Origin of the sequence: Rhodomicrobium sp. Az07, from assembly GCF_018619475.1 — a bacterium.
Classification (GTDB): Bacteria; Pseudomonadota; Alphaproteobacteria; order Rhizobiales; family Rhodomicrobiaceae; genus Rhodomicrobium.
Genome location: NZ_JAHFZG010000013.1, coordinates 1 through 22,251, shown reverse-complemented (window position 1 = coordinate 22,251; position 22,251 = coordinate 1). Strand labels below are relative to the sequence as shown.

General features: G+C 59.6%; 16 protein-coding genes and 8 pseudogenes. 6 read left to right on the top strand and 18 right to left on the bottom strand.

Translation table 11 applies throughout. From position 1 onward, the window contains the following. Positions 1-6: 6 nt before the first annotated feature. The 3 genes from pstB (at position 7) to KKP04_RS10650 (ending at position 2,455) form a co-directional block, all read left to right on the top strand. Complete coding sequence (gene pstB / locus KKP04_RS10660) at positions 7-831, top strand: phosphate ABC transporter ATP-binding protein PstB (protein ID WP_215030706.1); 825 nt, start codon at positions 7-9, stop codon at positions 829-831. Between the two features lie 184 nt (positions 832-1,015). Next, complete coding sequence (gene phoB / locus KKP04_RS10655) at positions 1,016-1,732, top strand: phosphate regulon transcriptional regulator PhoB (protein ID WP_215030703.1); 717 nt, start codon at positions 1,016-1,018, stop codon at positions 1,730-1,732. Between the two features lie 315 nt (positions 1,733-2,047). Next, positions 2,048-2,455 carry an ArsR/SmtB family transcription factor gene (locus KKP04_RS10650; protein ID WP_371818767.1) on the top strand — a complete coding sequence of 136 codons (408 nt, stop codon included), beginning with the start codon at positions 2,048-2,050 and terminating at the stop codon, positions 2,453-2,455. Here the strand turns inward: KKP04_RS10650 and arsA are convergent, their stop codons facing one another. The 7 genes from arsA to KKP04_RS10615 form a co-directional block, all read right to left on the bottom strand. Then, positions 2,456-4,207, bottom strand: coding sequence for an arsenical pump-driving ATPase (arsA, locus tag KKP04_RS10645; RefSeq protein ID WP_215030696.1), 1,752 nt, complete (start codon positions 4,205-4,207; stop codon positions 2,456-2,458). 26 nt (positions 4,208-4,233) lie between these two features. Further along, the gene (gene arsD / locus KKP04_RS10640; protein WP_215030692.1) at positions 4,234-4,596 is read right to left on the bottom strand and encodes an arsenite efflux transporter metallochaperone ArsD; all 363 of its coding nucleotides are present in this window, start codon (positions 4,594-4,596) and stop codon (positions 4,234-4,236) included. 93 nt (positions 4,597-4,689) lie between these two features. After that, positions 4,690-5,217, bottom strand: a complete 528-nt coding sequence (locus KKP04_RS10635) for an arsenate reductase ArsC (RefSeq protein ID WP_215030689.1) — start codon at positions 5,215-5,217, stop codon at positions 4,690-4,692. Positions 5,218-5,234: 17 nt separating this feature from the next. Further along, positions 5,235-6,062, bottom strand: a complete 828-nt coding sequence (locus tag KKP04_RS10630) for an arsenite methyltransferase (protein ID WP_215030686.1) — start codon at positions 6,060-6,062, stop codon at positions 5,235-5,237. Next, complete coding sequence (locus KKP04_RS10625; protein WP_215030683.1) at positions 6,059-6,412, bottom strand: helix-turn-helix transcriptional regulator; 354 nt, start codon at positions 6,410-6,412, stop codon at positions 6,059-6,061. Before KKP04_RS10625 ends, KKP04_RS10630 begins: the two co-directional genes overlap by 4 nt. Positions 6,413-6,736: 324 nt before the next feature. Then, complete coding sequence (locus KKP04_RS10620; protein ID WP_215030680.1) at positions 6,737-7,870, bottom strand: ceramide glucosyltransferase; 1,134 nt, start codon at positions 7,868-7,870, stop codon at positions 6,737-6,739. A 431-nt stretch (positions 7,871-8,301) separates the two neighbouring features. Further along, complete coding sequence (locus KKP04_RS10615) at positions 8,302-9,048, bottom strand: cyclopropane-fatty-acyl-phospholipid synthase family protein (protein WP_215030677.1); 747 nt, start codon at positions 9,046-9,048, stop codon at positions 8,302-8,304. A gap of 1,100 nt (positions 9,049-10,148) precedes the next feature. On the opposite strand from KKP04_RS10615, the pseudogene istA reads away from it, so the two are divergent. Further along, positions 10,149-11,391, top strand: a pseudogene (istA, locus tag KKP04_RS10610) (IS21 family transposase); the annotation flags it as partial. 89 nt (positions 11,392-11,480) lie between these two features. Here istA and KKP04_RS10605 read toward each other — a convergent pair. The 5 genes and pseudogenes from KKP04_RS10605 to KKP04_RS15935 form a co-directional block, all read right to left on the bottom strand. Beyond that, positions 11,481-12,249 (bottom strand): annotated as a pseudogene (locus KKP04_RS10605) (IS5 family transposase). Between the two features lie 591 nt (positions 12,250-12,840). After that, the gene (locus KKP04_RS15530; RefSeq protein ID WP_251134046.1) at positions 12,841-13,230 is read right to left on the bottom strand and encodes a hypothetical protein; all 390 of its coding nucleotides are present in this window, start codon (positions 13,228-13,230) and stop codon (positions 12,841-12,843) included. A 5-nt stretch (positions 13,231-13,235) separates the two neighbouring features. Beyond that, on the bottom strand, positions 13,236-14,426 hold the full coding sequence (locus KKP04_RS10595; RefSeq protein ID WP_215030671.1) for an IS701 family transposase: 1,191 nt from the start codon (positions 14,424-14,426) through the stop codon (positions 13,236-13,238). A 104-nt stretch (positions 14,427-14,530) separates the two neighbouring features. Further along, entirely contained in the window at positions 14,531-16,624 is a 2,094-nt protein-coding gene (locus KKP04_RS10590; protein ID WP_215030668.1) for an acyltransferase family protein, read from the bottom strand. An 81-nt stretch (positions 16,625-16,705) separates the two neighbouring features. Next, a pseudogene (locus KKP04_RS15935) lies at positions 16,706-17,067 on the bottom strand (transposase); the annotation flags it as partial. Between the two features lie 38 nt (positions 17,068-17,105). On the opposite strand from KKP04_RS15935, the pseudogene KKP04_RS10580 reads away from it, so the two are divergent. Then, a pseudogene (locus tag KKP04_RS10580) lies at positions 17,106-17,234 on the top strand (IS256 family transposase); the annotation flags it as partial. A 145-nt stretch (positions 17,235-17,379) separates the two neighbouring features. On the opposite strand, the pseudogene KKP04_RS10575 reads toward KKP04_RS10580, so the two are convergent. The 6 genes and pseudogenes from KKP04_RS10575 to KKP04_RS15750 form a co-directional block, all read right to left on the bottom strand. Further along, a pseudogene (locus KKP04_RS10575) lies at positions 17,380-17,541 on the bottom strand (transposase domain-containing protein); the annotation flags it as partial. A gap of 621 nt (positions 17,542-18,162) precedes the next feature. Then, entirely contained in the window at positions 18,163-18,960 is a 798-nt protein-coding gene (locus KKP04_RS10570; protein ID WP_215030665.1) for an O-antigen ligase, read from the bottom strand. A gap of 737 nt (positions 18,961-19,697) precedes the next feature. Continuing rightward, a pseudogene (locus KKP04_RS10565) lies at positions 19,698-21,193 on the bottom strand (IS66 family transposase). 96 nt (positions 21,194-21,289) lie between these two features. Next, positions 21,290-21,409: a hypothetical protein gene (locus KKP04_RS15930; protein ID WP_371818770.1), complete on the bottom strand. Its 120-nt coding sequence runs from the start codon at positions 21,407-21,409 to the stop codon at positions 21,290-21,292. Between the two features lie 142 nt (positions 21,410-21,551). Further along, positions 21,552-21,617: pseudogene (locus tag KKP04_RS15925) on the bottom strand (hypothetical protein); the annotation flags it as partial. A 50-nt stretch (positions 21,618-21,667) separates the two neighbouring features. After that, positions 21,668-21,985 (bottom strand): annotated as a pseudogene (locus KKP04_RS15750) (transposase); the annotation flags it as partial. 76 nt (positions 21,986-22,061) lie between these two features. Here KKP04_RS15750 and KKP04_RS10550 point away from each other — a divergent pair. Beyond that, on the top strand, positions 22,062-22,251 hold a 190-nt coding region (locus tag KKP04_RS10550), incomplete at its 3' end, for a transposase (RefSeq protein WP_215030662.1).

Here is a 22,251-nt window from a genome sequence, read left to right as displayed (position 1 = left end):
GTTGCGATGACAGATGCCGCGCCACCGGTCGCGGCTGCGTTCGGACCCCCGTCGGTCCATCCCAAAAGAGGAACCGACGGCGAGGCAATTCGCATCCGGGATTTCAATCTCTGGTACGGCAAGGCGCAAGCGCTCTACGATGTGAATTTCACGATAGAACGCGGGCTCGTGACGGCGCTCATCGGGCCATCCGGTTGCGGCAAGTCCACCTTGCTGCGCTGCTTCAACCGCATGAACGACCTGATCGACAATTTGCGGATAGAGGGCCGTATCGAATTCGAGGGTGGCGACATCTATGCCTCAACGGTCGACACGATCGCGTTGCGCAAGCAGATGGGAATGGTGTTTCAGAAGCCGAACCCGTTCCCCATGTCGGTCTTCGAGAATGTCGTCTATCCGCTGAGGATCGACGGCATTCGCGACCGGAAAGTTCTGGATGAGACCTGCTACAAGGCATTGCAAGGGGCCGCCCTCTGGAACGAGGTCAAGGACAGGCTCCACGCCTCGGCGCTCGGGCTCTCGGGCGGTCAGCAGCAGCGGCTTTGTATCGCGCGCGCGATTGCCGGAGATCCGGAAGTTCTTTTGATGGACGAACCTTGCTCGGCGCTCGATCCGATAGCAACAGCGAAGATCGAAGAGCTGATAGACGAGCTTCGCGAAAGGTACACCGTCGTGATCGTCACGCACAACATGCAGCAGGCGGCGCGCGTCTCGGACAATACCGCCTTCATGTATCTAGGGCGCCTCATCGAATATGGCGAAACCGAAACGATCTTCAATAATCCACTGAACGTCAGGACGCAGGATTATGTCACCGGCCGGTTTGGCTAATATCGGTGGTATTTATATCAAGGACGCAAGCATGATTACATCGGACGCGCGCCTTATATTCTGCCCGAAGAATATTGAACGCATTGGCGAGATTGCGGCTTGCATCGTGACGGGCCGGACGCTCCTCCATGAGCGTCCCCGGAAGCATGATATCAGCATGCAGCTGATCTGACGGGAGTTGCCGATGGCGGCCCGAATTCTGGTCGTCGAGGACGACGAATCGCTAGGCTTGCTTCTTCAGTATAACCTCGAAGCCGAGGGCTATGCGGTCGAAATAGCCACGCGAGCAGAAGACGCCGACCCGATGCTTCGGGATTGCCGCCCGGATCTTGTGCTGCTGGACTGGATGCTGCCCGGCTTTTCAGGGATTGAATTCTGCCGAAGGCTCCGGGCTCGTCCCGAGACAAAAGCATTGCCGATCATCATCGTCACCGCGCGCGGTGAGGAAAACGACAGGGTGCGCGGCCTCTCGACCGGCGCCGACGATTATATCGTCAAGCCTTTCTCGGTTCCGGAACTTCTCGTGCGGGTGCGCTCGCTGCTCCGAAGAGCAAATCCGGCTCTTATCGATTCCATTATCCGAGCGGCAGACATTCAGCTTGATCGCGAGCAGTGCCGCGTTACCCGTGGCAAGAAGCAAATCGCGCTCGGGCCGACGGAATATCGCCTGCTTGAGTTCTTCATGCAAAATCCGGGGCGAGTGTTTTCCCGCGAGCAGATCCTGGATGGCGTCTGGGGCCGCGAAGCCTATGTCGACGAGAGAACGGTGGACGTTCATGTCGGGCGGCTTCGCAAGGCGATCAATTTCGGAGCGAAGAGCGACCCGATACGCACGGTCAGGGGATTTGGCTATTCATTCAGCGAGAAACAATTTCTCAGGCATGACGGCGATCAATATTGAGAGAGGCTCTGAGTGCCGTTCCCTTGCTGTTTTGAGCCATCGACGCGAGCCGGAACCGAATTCAGGTATTTGCGACCGTTAGCATTCATATTGCTGTCACACGGCATTATTTATTGTGTCCGGACTTCCGAATCCATGGAACCTTGGACGTGTGAATTCGACATATTGAGTCCCGGTTGCGGCCAACGTCTCGCTCAAATGTCAAATGAGAATTATTCTCTGCTTATGAGGATGCGGCAAGGCGCTCCAACCGGATCGGATCATTACCGCGCCCCGCGTCTTGCGGGTTAGAGGCTCTCGATGCAGGAAAGACGCGTGGCCACCGTAGCCCATGTGCCGCCGAGCGATTGCGGCGAGGTGAGCGATAACGAAAGAGCACTTGCTGGTCTGGCAGCCCTTGGCCAGCCATCGCGGCTGGAGATCTTCCGTTTGATCATGCGCCATGCGCCCGAGGGTCTGCACGCAAAGGCTATTTCGGATACCGTGAACATGCCGCACAACACGCTGTCCAGCCACCTCGCGATCCTCGTCCGTGCCGGGCTGGTGACGGGTAAGCGACAAGGTCGATTTATCATCTATCGCGCCAATATCGAAGGGATGCGCAGGCTCGTTTCCTTTCTCGTCATGGACTGCTGTCAGGGCGCCCCCGAGTTGTGCCGCTTTTCTTCGGACGACGGCACACCGGACGCCGCGAAAGGTCGCAAACGCGCTCAAGGAGCTTGATCAGCGGCGCGCCAGACTTTGGAGCTGCTCGATGCCGACAGGTTCTTCGGCCTGCAACGGCACGGCGGCCCACCGGGTCGCATGTTCCGTTGAAACGGCTTCGATTTGCGCCAGTTCTACCGCTGCGCGCTGGCGCAGCAGCGGCGCGACCGGATGCGCCAGAGCGAGGCTGTTGTTGATGACCCACGCCCAAGGCTCGATCCCGGCGCGGCGAAGATCCTGTTGCAGGCCGGTGGCTTCGAGAACCGGCGTGGGCTCGGCGAGGGTAACGATGACCACCTTTGTATGCTGCGCGTCCTGCAACTGCATGAGCGGGGTGGAGAAATCGCTGGTAGCGCTCGTCTGGCGCGCCACTTCCTGGTGATAGGCCCCGGTGGCGTCGAGCAAAAGGAGCGTATGGCCCGTTGGCGCCGTATCCATCACGACGAATTTCGTCGCGGCCTCGCCAAGGAGTCGCGAAAAGGCCTGGAATACTGCGATCTCTTCTGTGCAGGGCGAGCGTAGATCCTCTTCAAGCAGCGCCCGACCTGCTTGATCCATATCGCGCCCCTTGGTGGCAAGCACCGTCTGCCGGTAACGCTCAGTCTCGGCGTGGGGGTCGATCCGGCTGACGGTCAACTCGGGTATTGTCCCGGCCAGGGTTTCACACAGATGCGCGGCCGGGTCCGATGTCGTCAGATGAACGGCATGACCGCGGCTGGCGAGTTCAACCGCAATCGCCGCCGCCAGCGTGGTTTTTCCCACGCCGCCCTTGCCCATCAGGAGGATAAGCCCGCGTCCCTCACGCTCCATATCATCGACCAGCGAGACAAGGGCGGGAGCCTGTGGCTCGTCGAAATGGGCGGTAGCCTGCTCCGTCGTAACGGCTGTGTCGTCGAACAAACGGCGAAGCGCGGCCAGGCCCACGAGGTTGAAGGGCTTGAGCGGGACAGCATCGGTGGGCACAACGCGCAGCGCGGTCGGAATCCCGGTTAACGCGGCTCGTTCGCGCCGCTCGATCGCTATGGCAAGCGCGTCGCCTTGCGCATCAGCCGTGGACAGAACGCCGTTTATGACGAGATATTGCTGCGTCAGCCCGATCGCGGCCAGTTCTTCATGCGTGCGGTTTGCCTCGCGCAGGGTCGAACCTTGAGCGCGCGCCACGAGGATTAGGCGCGTGCGCGATGCGTCGGCGAGTGCGTCAACCGCCGCCTTGTAACAGGTGCGTTGCTTTTCCAACCCCGCGAGGGGGCCGAGACAGGATGCGTCGCCCTGGCCGCTTTCGAGAAACCCGCTCCAGGCACCCGGCAATTGCAGCAGCCGAATGGTGTGGCCGGTCGGCGCTGTGTCGAACACGATGTGATCGTAGGCGCCAACGACTGCGGGATCGGTCAGCAGCGCCGTGAATTCATCGAAGGCCGCTATTTCGGTCGTGCAGGCACCGGACAATTGTTCCTCGATGCTCTTGACAACACTATCCGGCAGGACGCCGCGCACCGGGCCGACAATCCTCTCGCGGTAGCGTTCAGCGGCAATTTGCGGGTCGATCTCCAGCGCAGCCAAACCCGGCACGCCGTCAATCGGGGTCACGGTGTGGCCGACAGGAAGCTCGAACACCTGCGCAACATTCGATGCCGGATCGGTGCTGACCAGCAGCACCTTCTTCCCTCGATCGGCAAGGTGAACGGCGGTCGCGCAGGCGAGCGACGTCTTTCCCACGCCGCCCTTGCCGGTGAAAAACAGAAAGGAAGGCGGTTGGTCCAGGAAATTCATGGTGCTCGCTTCTGATTTGATGGGGTTCAGCAGCACGTGCTGCCGCCGCAACATCCGCCCTCTTTCTTGGTGTCCGAGCCAGTTTGGCCAAGACCAGCCCATCGTGCGAGCTCTGCGCGTTGAGGATAGCGACCGGCCAAAGCCACTTCACCGTCCACCAGAACCAGCGGAAGCGCATCCTGACCGGAGCGTTCCAGAAAGCCCTTCACCGCAGGGTTCTCGGCGAAGGCCAAGGGTTCTTTTGCCAGATTGAAGCGGTCGATCACGCCGCCCTGGCTCTTAAGCCAACTGACGTCAGCGGCGAAATCGATGAGCTTCTGATCGGCTTCCACGCCGCAAACGCCGGTGCTGCAGCAAAGGGCTGGATCGAAAACTTGGATCGTTGGCATTGGTGGTATCCTTTACGGTCGCTATGTCGGCCATCGACTCGTTGAAACTTTTCAAGGAAGCATCCCTAAAAAGCGGCATGTCGGACGCACCCGTCAGCTCGCTTGTTCCGGCTTCAAGCTGGAGCCGTCCATGCGGCCGATTTCCCGCAATTTATCGGAAAGCGCGAGCTTGCTGACGGTGCGAAGCGGAAGGGCGGTGAAGACCTGAATGCGGTTGCGAAGGTAACGGAACGCATCGTTGAAGGCACGCTGCTTTTCGATGTCGCTGCCTTCGACGGCCGCCGGGTCTTCGATGCCCCAATGCGCGGTCATCGGCTGGCCCGGCCAGTAGGGACAGGTTTCGCCCGCTGCGTTGTCGCAGACGGTGAAGACAAAATCCATCTTCGGCGCGTCGGCGGTAGCGAACTCGTCCCAGCTTTTCGAGCGGAAGCCGTCGGCAGGGTAGTCGAACGCGGCGAGCGTCTTCAGCGCATACGGGTTGACAACGCCCTTCGGCTGGCTGCCCGCCGAAAAGGCGTTGAAGCGCCCGGCGCCGTCCTTGCGCAGGATGCCTTCCGCAAGGATCGAGCGCGCCGTGTTGCCCGTACAGAGGAACAGCACGTTGTAAACGGGGTCGTTCATAGCTTCTCTCTCCTGCCTTACGCGCAGCAGCGCGCCTTGGGTTTCACCGCGCGCACGAAGGCGCTCATCAGTTTGCCGTCGAGCTGACCGGCGATGGCGTCCACATCGATGCCCTTGCCGCCCAGAAACTCGCGCGCGTCCTCGCCGCGATAGAGGCGCGTCGGCTCGATGCCGATGGCCTCGAAGCCCGCCGCCGCGAGCTTCGCCGCGTATTCGCCTTCTTCCAGCGCGCCCGCGATGCATCCCGCCCAGGCGAGCATGTTCTTGCGGATGTCGTCCGGAATTTCGCCGCGCGTGACGATGTCGGACACAGCGAAGCGCCCGCCCGGCTTCAGCACGCGAAAAGCCTCGCGAAGCACTCTATCCTTGTCTCCCGACAGGTTGATGACGCAATTCGAGATGATGACGTCGACGGAATTGTCGGGCAGCGGGATCGCCTCGATTTCGCCTCTCAGAAATTCGACGTTCTCGACGCCCGCCTGTTTCTGGTTCTCGCGGGCGAGAGCCAGCATGTCGTCAGTCATGTCGAGGCCGTAAGCCTTGCCGGTCGGGCCGACGCGGCGCGCGGACAGCAATACATCGATGCCGCCGCCGGAACCCAGGTCGAGCACGGTTTCGCCGGGCGCGAGTTGCGCCAGCGCCGTGGGATTGCCGCAGCCGAGCGAGGCCAGCACCGCCGCTTCGGGCAATACGCTCTTTTCGGTGACGTCGTAGAGGTTTGAAGTAATCGGTTCGGAACCTTCGAGCGCCGCGTTGCCGCAACAGCTGGGGCGCCCCTCGCTCACGTGCCGCGCCGCTTGCGCATAACGTTCGCGCACGGTTTCCTTCACATCGGTGTCGCTCATTGTATGTGCTCCTGACAGCAGGTGATGTCTTCGAGGCTGATGGCGCGGTTGCGCGTACAGCATTCGGCGAAGAAGGCGAGGATGTCTTGCAGCGCTTGCGTGTTCGCCGTGTAGCGAAGGAACGTGCTTTCGCGGCGCACGTTCACGAGGCCTTCGCTCTTCAGCTTTTCGAGGTGATGGGAGAGGGTCGAGGCCGGAATGCCGAGTTCCGAGCAGATCTCTCCGACGACGAGCCCGCCAGGGTGCGCCGAAAGCAGAAGGCGCACGATGCGGAGCCGTGTCTCGGTGCCCAGCGCCGCCATCATGTCGGCGTAGCGCGCGATGTCCTTATCCTGGGGAGCGTCGGCCATTGGAACCTCAAATTTTATAATTCTAGTATTACCGAATTAATGGAGGTGTCAAGACGCCGATAGCGCTTTGGGCGACTTTCCTCTGTTCGCCAAGCGTGGGCTGTTCCTTGCTCGTTATTGCCGGGCGGTTTCCAATCCCACCACCGGGCAAGTCGCCAGCGTGAGCAGCCGCCAGTATCACGTAGCAAAGCGCCCAGGTCTTCTTGCCGGTGGGGTGCACCGCGGGGCAGATGGGCATCCGGCGATTTCGTAACGGGTGGCTTTCGGCTAGGCCCCGTTCGTTCCTTCGAAGGATACCGGGACGTTTTGCGTTGCCATTGTCGATCAGGCCTCGGTCGTGCGGGTGAGGGGAATTTCATTGCCGCGCCATGAAAAGCTGTCCCCTGACCAGGCCGCGATCCACAGGAAAGGCAGCATCAGGTCACGTACGGCCCAGGCAACCGGCGACGTCAGCGTCAGATGCCATCCCGATACTCTTGCCAGGGCAGCCTCACTTCCAAACCAAAGAACCATAAGGATGAGCAGGGCGAACGTTGGCGACAGGCCGGCCTGATCGGCGGCGTAGACGCCTGCAAGCATCGGCAACAGGCTGCTGGAAAGCAGCTCCGGAATAAACACGGTTGGAAATGTCGCGCGCCTTAGCCGCGCCCACCGAAGCTGTCTGCTCCAGACTTGGGCGCGGGATCGATGCCCTAATGGCTGCCCAAAGGGGCGATCGACAAGCCGGACGCGAAGCCTCTGGCGCCTTACGATCTTGGTCGCGGCTGCATCTTCGGCGATCTCTTCGCCTAGCGCGCGAATACCGCCGGCTTGCTCAAGCTGCGACCGGCGCCAAAGCATCGTTTTTCCCTGGGCAAAGCCAAGCCCGACGCTGTCAGCGGCGTACTGCCAGCGCAGTTGATAGGTGTTCAGAAATGCGCATTCGATTTCGGCCCAGATGCCCTTCGGCATGCAACCCACTGGCGGCGAGCAGAGAACTCCGGTGTCTTCCCGCCACCCTTGCAGGAGACGCTGGATGTAGTCCGAAGGCATGAGCACGTTGCAATCCGCGAGGATGATCCAATCGTGGCGGGCCGCCTCCCACCCTTTGATAACGTTGTTAAGTTTTGGATTCGCTGTCGTTTTGTCCCGACCAATCAAGACCCGTGCAGGGATCTCGGGATGGGCCGCGATCAGATCTCTTACGAGAGTCAGAGCCGGATCGTTTGCGTCCTCGCAGCAAAAGATGAGCTCATAATCTGGATAGTCGAGTGTGAAGCCCGATCGCAGTGTGAGTTCATCATGCGTGTCGACTCCGCGCAAAGGGCGCAAGATCGTTACCGGTTGAGCGAAACCACGCGCCGGTCGTGAGAGACCGAAAAGTGGCGAACATCGAAATCCCGCAAGAAGCGCGCTCAGAAGCTGGATAGCCACGGCAATCGCGCAAAAAAGGGCTAGAAGCCAGTCAAACAAGTGCATCGGCAAGCTGTGCGTGTGAGTCCCTGACATTTTGGTGACAGAACAAGTTACCCGCGTGTGATGACTGAAGCATGACAGATCCGGGGCGCCCTTGCCATGTCGTGGGTATCGGGCTCGGCGACACAATCGCCGTGACGCGCGTGAGGTCCGAAACCGGGCCTACAGAGGTGCTCCGGACGGTTCCTCGCAGGCCGCCGTCTCCGAGGCAAATCGAGTCGGTTCAACCGAACTGAATTCATTAACGACGTAATGGCTAATTGAATTGAATCAGATCTGTAACCAAAGGCTGAGTCAATAGGGATGCGTTTCAAACGGGACTCTTCCGGGTCTACCCTGGTCACCGGAATTCATGGCAGCTTATGAGGTGGCCATGGCGGGCGAAAAAACCGAGCTTGGAAAAGGCAAGGTCAAGCCGGGAAGTGTCGCGGACGTCATCGCGCCATCAAAGCGAACACACCCCAGCCAACGTATTCCCGCGTATACGTGACATAACGCTTTGGTTCCGAGGTCAAATGCGCTCGAATCTCTGGTGCAAAATCGTCGTCAGGATTCGCTTTGAGCCATTTACGCATGGTGAGCCACATGGCCGCCGAATATCTGTCCCAGCCCTCCAGATCAGCCAGAACCATCTCCACAACGTCATAGCCAAGAGCTTCAAACGATTCGATAAGCTCCGGAAGCATGAGAAAATCAGCAATAGCGGTGGCATCGCAATTCTTTGCGATGTCTTCCGTTGGCGGCAATTTCAGCCAATAAGGCTCACCGATGAGAATGATTCCTTCGGGGCTGAGGCTTTTCGCCAGAAGCTCGATGGTTCCGGCAACGCCGCCGCCAATCCATGTAGCGCCGACGCAAGCAGCCACTCCGACTTTTTCGTCGGCAATGTAACCGGCAGCGTCAGCGTGAATGAACCGGACCCGATCAGTAACTCCAAGCTCTTTAGCGCGAAGCTCTGCCTGCTTGTGGAACACTGTGCTCATATCAACGCCCAAGCCGGTGATTTTATGATCACGCGCCCAAGTGCACAGCATCTCGCCAGAACCACTGCCAAGGTCAAGCACGCGAGTCTCTGGCTCCAAGCGCAAGACGGCCCCGAGCGTGGCGTATTTTTCAGACGTGAACGGGTTATGGATGCGGTGAGCGCTCTCGGTGACATTGAAAATACGTGGGATATCCAATGTAAAACTCCATTTTTATTGTAGGGATAGTGTGTCTCTTGCCCGCGTTGCAAGGGGGTATTGCAGAAATACGTGCAACTGCCAGGAAAGCGGCAACAACTTCCCCTGCTGCAAGAACGGGATGCAGCAGCATGGCGAAGGTTTTGCTCGCGACGCCCCGTATACGTTCTCGCACTATGCGAACAGCAAACCGGTCACTTCCCGCATTTTATGTTCGAGTTCGCCGAGTCTTTCACTATCTACGCTCCACAAAACGTTGGAGCAATCCGCATATGGCGAGCATGCCGCAAGACCGCCTGGCCGGACTTTGTTGGACTGTAAAAAACATGAAACTGGCGGAGAGAGAGGGAGCCATTGGCTACTTAATGAAGGAGTTGTCGACGTAATATCAATGACTTATTGAAATGCGTTGTAGCATTTCGTGCAGCATTTAGTATAACGGACTGGTCGCCGCTTACGTTCAGAGGCGACCGCGCGCAGCAATGAGGAGGCCGAATAGGCGTTTTCGATTGTTGAAGTGTGGACTTTTTTTCGCGGCATATCATCGGCGATGAGCGTACGCGTGGTTCGTCCGGCCGCGACAACCGCATGTTCGTAGAAGGGGTGCTTTGGATTGTGCGCACGGGCCGATCTGCATCTGCCTGCCGGGCCGCGTCTCGAAACGCACGCAGGCACGCGCTTCGGCGTCGAGTTCCTGCCGGAATCGCGCCACCGTGTAGCGCGACAACCTGGGTGAGAACGGCGCGTCAATCAGGATGAGACGAGGCGGCCGAGCGATATGATGATTGACGCTTGGCGCGTTCCTGGCAAGGCCTTTGATTGACGGGAGCGTCAATCAGCCTTCGGATGTTCCGGTTTTCTTGATTGTCGCGTTAGCATCTGGATGCGCCGCAACAAACAAGATGAGAGGGCAGCGTCAATCAGGATGAGACTGCCGGGGTTAACTGACGGAAGGAGGGCGCAGCCCGACTGACGGCGGTTATCCGCGGCGGCGTTTTTTCGAACCCGTCTGGCGGTCGAGCGGGACGGCGTCAAGCTACTGATTCGTCTCAATCTCGAGGGATCATCGCTTGCCCGGCCTCCACATCACCGACCATCAGATGAGGCTGTATATGAGTTTCCGACAGACCCACGACACCGCTGTTGCCGCCGCCAAGGCCAGCTTCAGCACCGCGACCGGCTACCGGATCGAGAACGATCCGCGTCTGCCCTCCCAAAAGAAGGCGCCGCGCGGGCGCCGGCGGCCCGATCCGCTCGCTGAGATATGGGATGCCGAGGTCGTTCCCATCCTGAAAGCGGCGCCGGGCATCCGGTCGATCGCCGTGTTCGACGAAATCCGGCGGCGGCATCCCGGCCTAAATCCCAATATCCGGCGCACGCTGGAACGGCGCATGCGGACCTGGCGCGCCGTCGAAGGGCCAGAGCGCGATGTCATCTTCCGCCAGCAACATGAGCCCGGCCGTCTTGGCCTTTCGGACTTCACGGACACGAGCGAGCTTTGCATTACGATTGCGGGCGTCGCGCTCGATCATCGGCTCTATCACTTCCGGCTGGCGTTCTCCGGCTTCGCGCACGCCCATGTCGTCCTTGGCGGCGAGAGCTTCGTGGCACTGGCCGAGGGTCTGCAGAACGCGCTCTGGGCGCTCGGCGGCGTGCCGAAGGAACACCGCAGCGACAGCCTGTCGGCGGCGTACCGCAATCTGGACAAGACAGCAAAGGACGACCTGACCCAGCGTTACGAGGGCCTCATGCGTCACTACGGGATGGCGCCGACGCGCAACAATCGCGGCATCGCGCATGAGAACGGGTCCATTGAGAGCGCCCATGGCCATCTGAAGAGGGCGCTCAAGGACGCGCTTCTGCTCCGCGCCAGCAGCGACTTCGAAGACCTCGACAGCTACCGCGCCTTCGTCGACGAGATCGTCGGCCGACGCAATGCCCATAACCGAAAGCGCATCGAACTGGAGCGGGCGGCGCTCACCCCGCTGCCGACGCGGCGCACCGCCGATTACGAGGAGAAGCTCGTCACGGTCACGTCGAGCGGCGGCTTCGTCCTGCGCCGGGTGTTCTACACCGCGCCGTCACGGCTGATCGGTCATCGCCTGCGCGTTCGGATCTACGACGGCCGCCTTGAATGCTTTCTCGGCTCGACGCCTGTGATGACACTCAAACGCGGGCAGCCGGCCTCGGACAAGAAGGGCGGGCACGTGGTCGATTATCGCCATGTCATTCACGCGCTCCGCAAGAAGCCGATGGCGCTCAATAATCTTGCCTATCGCGCGCAAGGTGACGGTCGAACTGCTGGCGCTGGCGCACGATCGCGGCTGCGAGGCTGAACTCGCCCAGTGCTCTGGCGCATACGTTTGGTTCACGTTGCTGCTCGCTCCCCAGCAAACGTATGCGCCCCAAAGAGCACTGGCAACCAATTGATTCTAGGTCACCGACTCGTAAGCCCGCAGCCAGATACGGACTGGCGCAAGCTTGACGGATGCGAGGAAATTGCCGTCGCGCTTGTCGTATCGGGTTGCGACGGCTCGGAAATGTTTGATCTTGTGGAGGAAGCGCTCGACGGCGTTTCTCTGGCGGTAGAGCCAGGCGGAGAAGGCCGGACGTTTCTTCCGGTTCGGCATGAGCTTGATGTTAGCCCACGCGCCGCGCTGTTCGAGGGCGTGGCGCAAGCCGTCGCTGTCATAGGCGCGGTCGGCGAGCAGGATCGCGCCGGCCTTGACCTCGTCCTGCATGTCCTCGGCCGAGCGGCCGTCATGGGCCTGCCCCTCGGTGAGTTTCAACGCGATCGGCAGGCCGTTGGCGTCGACGAGCGCGTGGATCTTCGTCGTCAGGCCGCCGCGCGAGCGACCCATGCAACGGGATCGGACGGCTTTTTTTTCCGTTGGCCGCGTGCTGGTGGACGCGGATGGACGACGAGTCGATCATCTGGATGTCGCCGTCTTAAGCCTTTGAAATCGCGTCGAGAAGCCGGTCCCACACGCCCGCCTTGCGCCAGCGGTTGAAGCGGTTCACGCAGGTGGTATGCGGGCCGTAACGCGCCGGAATGTCGGCCCACGCCGCGCCGGTGCGCAGCCGCCAGAAGATGCCGTTCAGCACGCGCCGGTCGTCTACACGCGGAACCCCGCGCGGCTTGTTCGGCAGCAAAGGCTGGATCACAGACCACTCGAAATCCGTCAGATCGAAGCGCGCCATGAGAAACTCCCTCGTTTGGGTGTTGGAATCACAAAGCGTCCGATTTGGGGATCCCATTATGGGCGTGTGGCCTAGCGTCGGAAGCTGCACGAAAAGCTTCTTCTGGAAAAGCAAGGACGCGGGCGGACAAGGCTCTTGATCAATTAACTGATAGTGTATAGACAATCATGAGCGCGGCGCTACGGCCCTCGCTCAAACTCCTCCAACCGGTCCGAGTCAATGGTGACCCAATCAATCCGGCCATTTTCAGGGCCTAACCTCCGGCCAAGCGCGCCCTTTCGTGCGGGGCTTCCGGCGCCGCAAATCCACAGCGATGTTTTCATCGCCGACACCGCGAAGATTTTGGGAGACGTGCACATCGCGGAGGGCGCCAGCGTTTGGCATTATGCCGTCGTAAGAGGTGACGCCAACGCGATCCGGATCGGGCGGCGGACAAATATTCAAGATGGCGCAATCATCCATTGCAGAGCCGGTCATCCCGTCAGCATTGGCGATGAGGTTTCCATCGGACACGGAACCATCCTTCACGGATGCTCGATCGCAAATCATTGCCTCATAGGACTTGGCGCGCGGCTGCTCGACGGCGTGCGGCTAGAAGAAGATACCCTTGTCGGAGCCGCCGCGCTCGTTCTCCCCGGTGTGGAGTATCCCGCGAATGTCCTTCTTATCGGCGCACCGGCCCGGATTGCCCGCCCGCTCACCGAGGGCGAGCGCCAGGAGATCAGGCTCAATGCCAAGCGCTACGTCTCTCTCAGCAGAATTTACGAGACCGCGTAGTTTGCTGCCGCAGGCTGTACGTTGTTTGCTTTGCGACAGTTGCGTTTCCTTGCGCTTTTTGTAATGGGCGTAAGCGGCGTTCCACTGATGCGTTCGTCGCCAGAGCGACCAGGCGATGATGAAGGCTTTGCCAAGAGGCGGCTTCAGGAGGATGCGAGCGAGGAGATAGCGGATCTCCGGAACGGATGGGGCGAGCGCGGCCATGACGGTCAGGCGGCGATTATTGCGGGCGGACTCGTTTTGTTCGGTTTGCCTGAAGCAGCGGCGCGTCGCACATCGGCGGCAAGCCTGGCAAGAAAGGCCGCCGCAGCCATGACGAGGGTCATATGGCGATGCCACCCGTGCCATGAGCGCGCTTCGCAATGATCGAGACCGAGATCGGATTTGGCCCTCTGGAAGCATTCTTCGATGGTCCAGCGCAGGCCTGCGACGGCTGCGAGTTCGGCGAGCGCCGTGCCGGCTGGAACGAAGCAAAAGTAATAGGCCCGCTCGGCGGGCGCGCGCCTGTTGCGGCGAATGAGAACAAAGCGCTCGAAGCGAGGATCGCACGGAAAGGGCAGGCCGATGCAGGCCCAATCGTAAAGCCTGAGCCCTTTGCTCCCCTCTCCTGCCGCATGAGCCGACCAGGCTTTGGCATCGAGCGCATCGCAAAGCGTCGCAGGGTCGGTTTGCACAAAACCGTCCTCGCCGATGAACTGCAGGCAATGATTGGATCTCACGGCCAGAACATAGGGCTGGCCGCGCCCTTCGAGCATGCGCCGCAGGCGCGAATCCGATCCGTATACCGCGTCGGCCAGGACAAAAGCGCAAGGGACGCCGGCGTCGAGCGTTCTTTCGATGAGATCGCAGGCGATCCGGGGCTTGGTGGCGAAGCCGACCTCGTCGGGGACTTGCGCCTTGGCCCGCCTGTCCGCGTCTTTCGCCCAGGCGTCGGGCAAATAGAGTTGCCGGTCGATCAGCGCTTGCCCGAACCGGCTCGCATAAGCCAGGAAAACGCCGATTTGAGAATTCTCGATGCGCCCCGCCGTGCCCGAATATTGCCGGGCCACTCCAACCGAAGACGTTCCTTTTTTCACAAAGCCCGTTTCATCGACGATCAAGACACCGTCGGCGTCGCCAAGCGTTTCAATGACATAGCCGCGAACGGCGTCGCGCAGACCGTCTTCGCTCCATTGGCTGCGGCCCAGAAGCGACTGCATCCGGTAAGGACGCTCCAATCCCGCTTGCTCCGCCATCAGCCAGCCCGTCTTGCGTTCGATCCCCGACAACAGGCCGTCCAGAAAATGACCGGACGTCTGGCGAAGTTCAAGCCTTGGAAATACCGGGGCAAGCCTCGCCTTGAACGCCGCCAACTCTTGCTCCCAATCGAGAAACGAACCTGTCCATGAAGCGACCCGCATGCCATCCCTCCCTCGAATCAGTGAGGAAAGGGAATCACTTCATCAGACTAAATGCAACTGTAGTACTAGGTCAAATGACCATATCGAGCCGTTGTCGGGCCTGCTCATCGAGGTGCGTCTTCCGAGACGGCCGACCAAAAGCTCGACGAAAGCGTTCCCATGGGTGTTCCGTCGGTTTCCGCCTTTTCATCTGGCGCGGCTGGCAAAAAGTTCGGCGGCAGAGCGTTGCGGAAATCGCTCACGAGCGCAAGAGCGCCCTTGGGTGAGAGGTGATCGCCATCGCGATAGAGCAGGTTTCCGTCCAGAAACGCGTTGCACGTTCCACTGGCGCAGAGGACTCTCTTGGCGTCATAGAAAACGGCTCGCGGATTGTCTCGGACTGTGGCACGAACGATATCGCTGACCCAGCCCTGCCGATCGGCAACGAACTCTGGCGATGCGGAGTAGCACTCGTTCCAGCCGGCCAGCCTATAGGTTCCGAGGCAGCGGCTATCCTTTGCGGGAATTTCGGGGACTTGGTCCATGACGACAACCTTGATGCCCGCGTCGGTGAGGCGCTCAACAGTCTTCCTGAGCGCTGCCGCGAAGGCTTCTCTCGGGCCCTCCGTTGGCGAGCTTTGGGGCTCAGTCAAAACCGAGGCGGTCCCGGTGATCCACCACCGACCGGCTAACACGACGATGTCAGGCTTCGTGCGAAGCATTTCGTTGAGGATCATGGCCTTCTGATCGAAACAACTTTGCACACCGTCGTCGACAGAGCGGAAAACTACAAATACGCCCGGAACGGGAGAGCACGCGTTTCGAAAATAAGTCGTCGTCCGTGGCCAGATCGCCGAGATCAAACGCTGAAAGTGTTGAGCATGGGAATCGCCCCAAAGCATAACCGTCTCGCGCGCAGGCAGAGACGGATCGCCAGTTTCACATTTCTTGAGGCCATCTCCGAGGTAATATAATTCGGAGCAATTTTCGAGCGGTACGACCCAGGCGTCCCTCATCTCGCTCTCGAACTGGGGCGAAATTCGCGATGGTAAACCGTGCGTGAAGTAAAGCATGCCCCCACTCGCGAGCAGCAGCGTTGCACAAGCCCCCGCCGCATAGCCAAGTCGCGTGAGCGGAATGCGGGGAATATGACTTTGCCGGGGCAGTTCCACCAGCGACCTCACGGCTTGCGAGGCAGGACTTTTCCGGCGGAACGGCTTTTCCACAAAGCGCCATGAAAACCACCCCATAAGCATGGCGAGCGCGATTAGCGTCGGGCCTTCGAGCCCCTGCGGCTCCCGTAAGCTCATGTATTTTGCGATGGAAAAGATGGGCCAGTGCCAAAGGTAGAGGGAATAGGAGATAAGGCCGAGAAACACGATCGGCCGCAGACTAAGCAGCGCGCCGACACGAGTGTGCCGGCTGGTCTCTGCCCAAATCACAAGAGCGCAGCCGAGCACAGGCGGAAGCGCCGCGAAGCCGGGAAACGTCGTTTTCGGCGAATAGAGGAACACCGGCGCAAGGAGCAGCGCAATACCGCAGACGGCCATGCCCTCAGCTATACGATCTGACCGAATGCGCGGGAAGGCCCCCAGAGCGAGCAGCGCGCCAGCGAGAAGTTCCCACCCTCGCGAGGGCAGATGGAAGAATGCGGCCTTTGGCAAAATCTCTACTAGGACAGCGGATATCGCAAGCGATGCGAGTGCGAGCGCGGCAACGATCAGAATGGCCCGCCGTGCGGAAAAGGTTGCGAGTAACGCCAGCAAAAGCGTCGGCCAAACGATGTAGAATTGCTCTTCGACCGCTAGCGACCACATGTGAAGGAGCGGGTTTTGCTGCAGGAGCGGATGGAAATAATCGAGCTGTCCAGCAAGGCGCAGGTTCGCCGCGAACATGACCGTGTAAGCGAGAAGTTCGCCATAGCTCTTGAGATCCTGCATAGCGAACAACGCCGTGCAGGCAACAGTCACGAGCGTTAGCATAAAGAAAAGGGCTGGAAGGATGCGGCGCGCGCGTCGTGCGTAGAACTTGAGATAAGAAAAATCTTCTGCCGCGCTTTCCTTTATTATGATGGAGGTTATCAAATAACCCGAGATGACGAAGAAGACATCGACGCCGACATAACCACCCTGAAACTGCGAACTACCGGAGTGGAACAGGACGACCGAGGCGATTGCAATGCCCCTCAGCCCGTCAATCTCTGAACGGTAACCGATCATTTCGTTCCCCCCGGGATGCGGGAGGACATAAGCACAACTAGAAGTGGCGCCGATAGCCGGTGCCGATTTTTTTCCACAAATCTATTCACTTTCCCCCAAGTCGTTGGTGGACCAGGTCACCGACTCGTAAGCCCGCAGCCAGATCCGGACTGATGCAAGCTTGACGGAGGCGAGGAAATTGTCGTAGCGCTTGTCGTATCGGGTTGCGACGGCGCGGAAATGTTTGAGTTTGTTGAAGAAGCGCTCCACGGCGTTGCGCTGCCGGTAAAGCCAGGCCGAGAAGGCCGGGCGCCTCTTGCGGTTCGGCATGAGCTTGATGTTGGCCACGCGCCGCGCTGGTCGAGGGCACGGCGCAAGCCATCGCTGTCATAGGCGCGGTCGGCGAGCGGGATCGCGCCAGCCTTGACCCCGCCCAGCATGTCCTCGGCCGAGCGGCCGTCGTGCAACACAGCAACACGAGTCAGACTTTCGATACGGCGGTATCATAGGCGCCATCCTGCTCGAACAAAACGACGAATGGGCCGTGCAGCGCGCCGGATACATGGCGCTGGAAACCATCGCGCCTTTGAGCGATGATCCTTTCGCCGGGCCGCCCACCGTGGCTGCCTGACCTTCCCGGCCCCGCCGGAGTATCGGCGATGAAAGCCGTCAGCTACACCACTTCCGGGGACACGATCGGTGGCGCCGGATTGTGACGACAGAGGCGATCGCCGCCATGGCTTACGCAGCGCCTTGAAGCTCGACTGCTTCCATTCCTAGCGCAGCAGTTCACGGAGCCGGCTTTGCGGCATTCGGGTCAGCACGTCAGCGAGCCAGGCCAGCGGATCGACGCCATGGAGTTTTGCCGTCATGATAAACGTCACCATAAGAGCGGCCCGGTCGGCGCCGCGTTCCGAGCCGGCGAAGAGCCACGACTGGCCAAAAATTGGGAGCGCTGGCTTTCCACGCCCATTCAGGTATAGGGTTAAACCGCCTCAACGGGTGGGCGCAATCACTCCGGAATCATCAGCTGAGAACGTAGGACTGCGTCGCTTCAGGTCACATGGCGAGCTGAACCGCACGAGATGGCGAAAGGCGCGCGAGGATCATCCGGCGGGGGCATGGGTGATGCGTGCCTGATCGCGCCACTTACGTTTGCCGAGCGAGGCTATCGCGGAAGGCCTTGTTTCATTTGAACACAAGGCGCGCCAGGTCGAGATCGGGCTGGCTGTCGAGCCAAGCCTGGCGACGTTTCATAAAGCCACCCAATTCCTCGAGCAGGGCGGGGCGCGCACAATAATGAAATGCAGACCCAAAGTAAGAGGGAATTCATATTCCCCGCAGATAGGAGCCATGTTTCAAAAATAGCGTGAAAAACTGCCCCTGAAAGCAGGACGAACGGAAGAGAGGCCGTAGCCCAGTCGGGCCGCAGTCTTTGATGGTGGGCTCTCATTATACCTCGCAGGAGAGCCGTAATCAAAATCGCGACGAAAACAAAGAACTCAACCATACCCGTCTCTACAAGTACCGTCAGGTACGAATTATGAAAATGCAAGCCTTCATGATCGATAAAAATCCATTGGTAACTGTCGGTCAAGGTAAGAGGTGCCTATGCCAAAGCCGAGAAGCGGTCTCTGCGGAATCAGATCATATGCTAGCTGCCATACCTCCGACCGGCCGCTTAACAAATCTTTTGCCGCAAATGGGTCAGGATGCCTATTGACCAGTGCGAGAAGCGCGCTTCGTATTTCATCCCCCCAACCGCCCCAAATGCAGAAAGCAAATATTGCTAGCAGAGCGCCAGGAATAATGCCCACTCTAATGACCGCCAAAGTCATAGTCGACACAGCTACCCACAATATCGACGCCCGAGAATCCGTCTGCAGAAGCAGGAAAATGCCCGCGATGATAAAGGGAACATTCCACACGTATGAGCCCCGCTTCCTTTGAATTATACCTGCGATCATTATAATTAATGTAGGCGCTAGCTCAAGACCAAGAGTATTAGGATTATCTGTCCACCCAGAAAAGCGCGATCCACCGCGCCCAAGATTAACTCCCATCACCCAAAGCAAGCCTGAAGAGACGATGACGATACGCCCTACATTCGCGACAACATCAAAAAACTGCTTCTGCCGTTCTACGCTCGCTAAATGCACTATCAATAAATTGCTGGCAACCAGCAAAAAAGCGATACTGACCAAAGTGGCCGTACTCAGTTTTTTATCTATACTAACTATTACACTTACGGATAATGTCAACAGTAAACGTAAATATATATACCAAATTTGCGGCCTATATCTAATTTTTTTGTATAAAATATTAGTGTTATCGTAAGAAATAATAATGGAACCCATTTCATAACTGACATAATGCTGCTAAACGCCTTATCATAGATGCCGGATATATAAAGCGCTGATATCGACATAAAAATTAAGGTAAGCAAAAAGCGTGAGCATTCATCCTGTTTATTGAGGCGTTTATTTCTCGATGAATTTCCCCCTATCGTCCAATTATCGAAATGTTTCAAACGCGCTGCCGTATAATTATGCCAGTATGGCGGATAAGAAGGAGTGTTTTTCACTTGATTAACTTTGCGTTTGCAGGCGGTCCGTGATGGTGCGGAACATTCGGTTAAGCAGATATCCTTGTGTTCTTGGGCTTCGCTGGCCCAATAGCAAAATACGCGGAAGAATTTGTAATGGCCTTGTGAGTGGGTGGAACAAAATGGTAATTCGTGCGATGTACCTTCCGGCGCCTAGAAGTAGACTTAAACCCCACTTCGACATTAATGTAGCTGTCGGTCAGTTTCCTCCGCGAGCGACGGCAGGAAACCTCGGCCCCGACCAGAGCGGCACAAGAGTTCGTACCGCATCATATCAAACGAAATTTAATACGTTAGACCGCTACGTCGACGTCCGCGCGTGCCAGACAACGATAAAATCTCTAAACAATTATATCTGGAATCGCAACATCATTTTCAACCCCTCGTTGAAAACCTGTGCGTGAGCATCAGTCAGTGGATTGAATCTAGCGTCTGGTACCCACGTTTAACGGCAGCGATTCATCCTCCAAAGACCCAGGGTAAGCGTGCTTAAGCGGCTTGTGCAAAGGCCGCCGGCTTTTCCCAGTTCCATGGGAGGAGGTCTGCGATACGGCCGGCTGGGTGTCCTGGAAGCCGTCTGAGGACATCGGCGAGCCAGGCGCGCGGATCGATGCCGTTCATCTTGCACGTCTCGATCAGGGTGTAGATAGCGGCCGCTCTTTCGCCGCCGCGGTCCGAGCCGGCGAATGTCCAGTTGTGCCGGCCGACAGCGACGCCGCGCAGCGCTCGCTCCGCCGCGTTGTTGCTCAGACAGATGCGGCCATCGTCGAGGAAGTAGGCGAAGCGATCCCAGCGCTTGAGAAGATAATCGATGGGCTTGGCGACAGAAGCCGAGCGCGACAATCGTGAGCGCTCCTCGCTAAGCCAGGCTTTCAGATCGGCCAGGAGCGGCGCGCTTTGTTCTTGGCGCACGCGCAGGCGCTCGCTGGCGGAAAGGCCGTTGATGGCGCGCTCGATGTCGAACAGCGCGTCGATGCGTTTCACCGCCTCGAGCGCAATCGGGGAGATGGCCGGCGCTTGTTTGCCGCGCCTTGCGTTGGCGGCGATGTCGGCTAGTTCGAAGAACTGGCGCCTTGCGTGCGCCCAGCACAGCGCTGAGACGATGGCGCCTTTTTCACGCCCCGGATCGTAAAGCCCGTTATAACCGCTATAGGCGTCGGCCTGCAAAATGCCGGCGAAGTCTCGGAGATGCTGCTCGGGATGCTCCTGCCTTCGATCCCGCGAGGCGTATTAAAGCGCGGCCGGCGGCGCGGTCCCGCCAAAAGGGCGATCGTCTCTGACATAGGTCCAGATGCGGCCGGTGACTGTCTTGCCCTTCGCCAGGATCGGCACTGTCGTGTCGTCGCCAAACAACCGTTCGGCCGAAAGAACATGGGCCTCGATCAACGACTGGAGCGGTTGCAGCGCCGCCATGCAGGATCCGACCTGATCGGCCAGCGTCGACACGCTGAGCTCGACGCCTTCGCGGGCATAGCGCTCGCTCTGCCGGTTGAGAGGCTGATGCTGGCCGAACTTCTCGAACAGGGAAGGCTCGGTCCGGCAAAGCCGCGCGGCGTCGCATGAAACGGCGCGGGCGGCTGCGCTATACTCTCGCAAGCCCGGCAGGAGAACTTCTCGCGCACCGTCTGGATGACTTTCCAGCGGCGCGGAACAACCTCGAGCGTCTCGGTGACGTCTTCGCCGAGCTTCGACAGCTTCGTCGAGCCGCAAGACGGACAAGCATGTCGGCGCCGGGAGCACCACGCGCTCGCGCGGCAGATGCGCCGGGAAAGGCTTGCGCGATGGACGCTTGCGCGTAGAGGATGGCGTGCCTTGCGTCCGGGCCGCAGCTTGTTCGGCCGCAAGTTCATCTTCGCGCCAAAAGCTAAGCGGCGCAGCTTCTCGATCTCGAGCCTTAAGTGAGCGATCGCGGCGTCCGCGTTCGCTCTCGCCGTATCGGCCCGAGCCTCCGCGGAAAGCCGGGCGGCGCGCTCGGCGAGGATCATCGCGTGCGCGGCGGCAAGGTCGGAAGGAAGAGCGTCAAGCGGCGTGGTCACCCGACAAGAGAATCATGGTTCGCCAGCGTCTTCAAAGACAAACCGTCAGCCAACCGAAGTCGGTCTCCAGGTTTTTTGCGGATTGCGCCAATCGATCCCGGAGCGCAGACAGCCAGGCTGCGCGGGCGAAATCGAGATCGCGCCGTCTGCCGGGCTCGGCCACAAAAACCGGCCTTTCTCCAGACGCTTCGTGAACAAACATGCCCCCTGGCCGCGAGCGAACGTTTACCGTGAGCGACAAGCGCTCACTATGCCAGATCACCTTCAACAGGTCGCCGCGGCGACCGCGAAAGCAAAACAGATGGCCGCTCAAGGGATCGCGCCGCAAGACCTCCTGTACCTGCAAGGACAGAGACGGGAAGCCCCTGCGCATGTCGGTGTGACCCGTCGCCAGCCACACCCGCACGCCGGTCGGAACCGGGATCATGGGCTCCTCACGTCGGCAATATCGAGAATGCGCTTCAAGGCGCCCATGTCGGCGGCGCCAACGAAGAGCGGCGAGACGGACTGCGATCGGAACGACAGCGAGGCGCCCGCTGCCGACAACCGCATCGAGATCGAGCTTTTGAATGGCCGGCGCGTGCGGGTCGGGCCCGGCGTCAGAGAGACCGGCAGGAATGCCGGCGCGGGCTCTGGCTTCTCGTCGTTCTTGGCCAGCTTCCTCCAGCGAAAGAGAAGGCTCGGCTTGATCCCATGCCTGCGGGCGACCGCTGACACATTCACGCCGGGCTGCAAAGCCTCGTAAGCGGTGTCCTGACCTCACCTTCCATTTTGCACGAACGGCTGCAAGTGTGATGGTTCCTTGAGGGATCGTCTTATGTCTAATCCTGGTCGTAGTCCTATCACGGAGCTGGCGTCGTGCGCGCGGGCCGACACGTTCCAGCGCATTGAGGTGTTCACCGGCGTTGCCCGGCGGCGGTCGTGGCCGTCCGATGTGAAGGCGGCGATCGTGCAGGAAACGCTTGAGGACGGGGTCGGCGTTTCCGAGGTTGCGCGCCGACACGGCG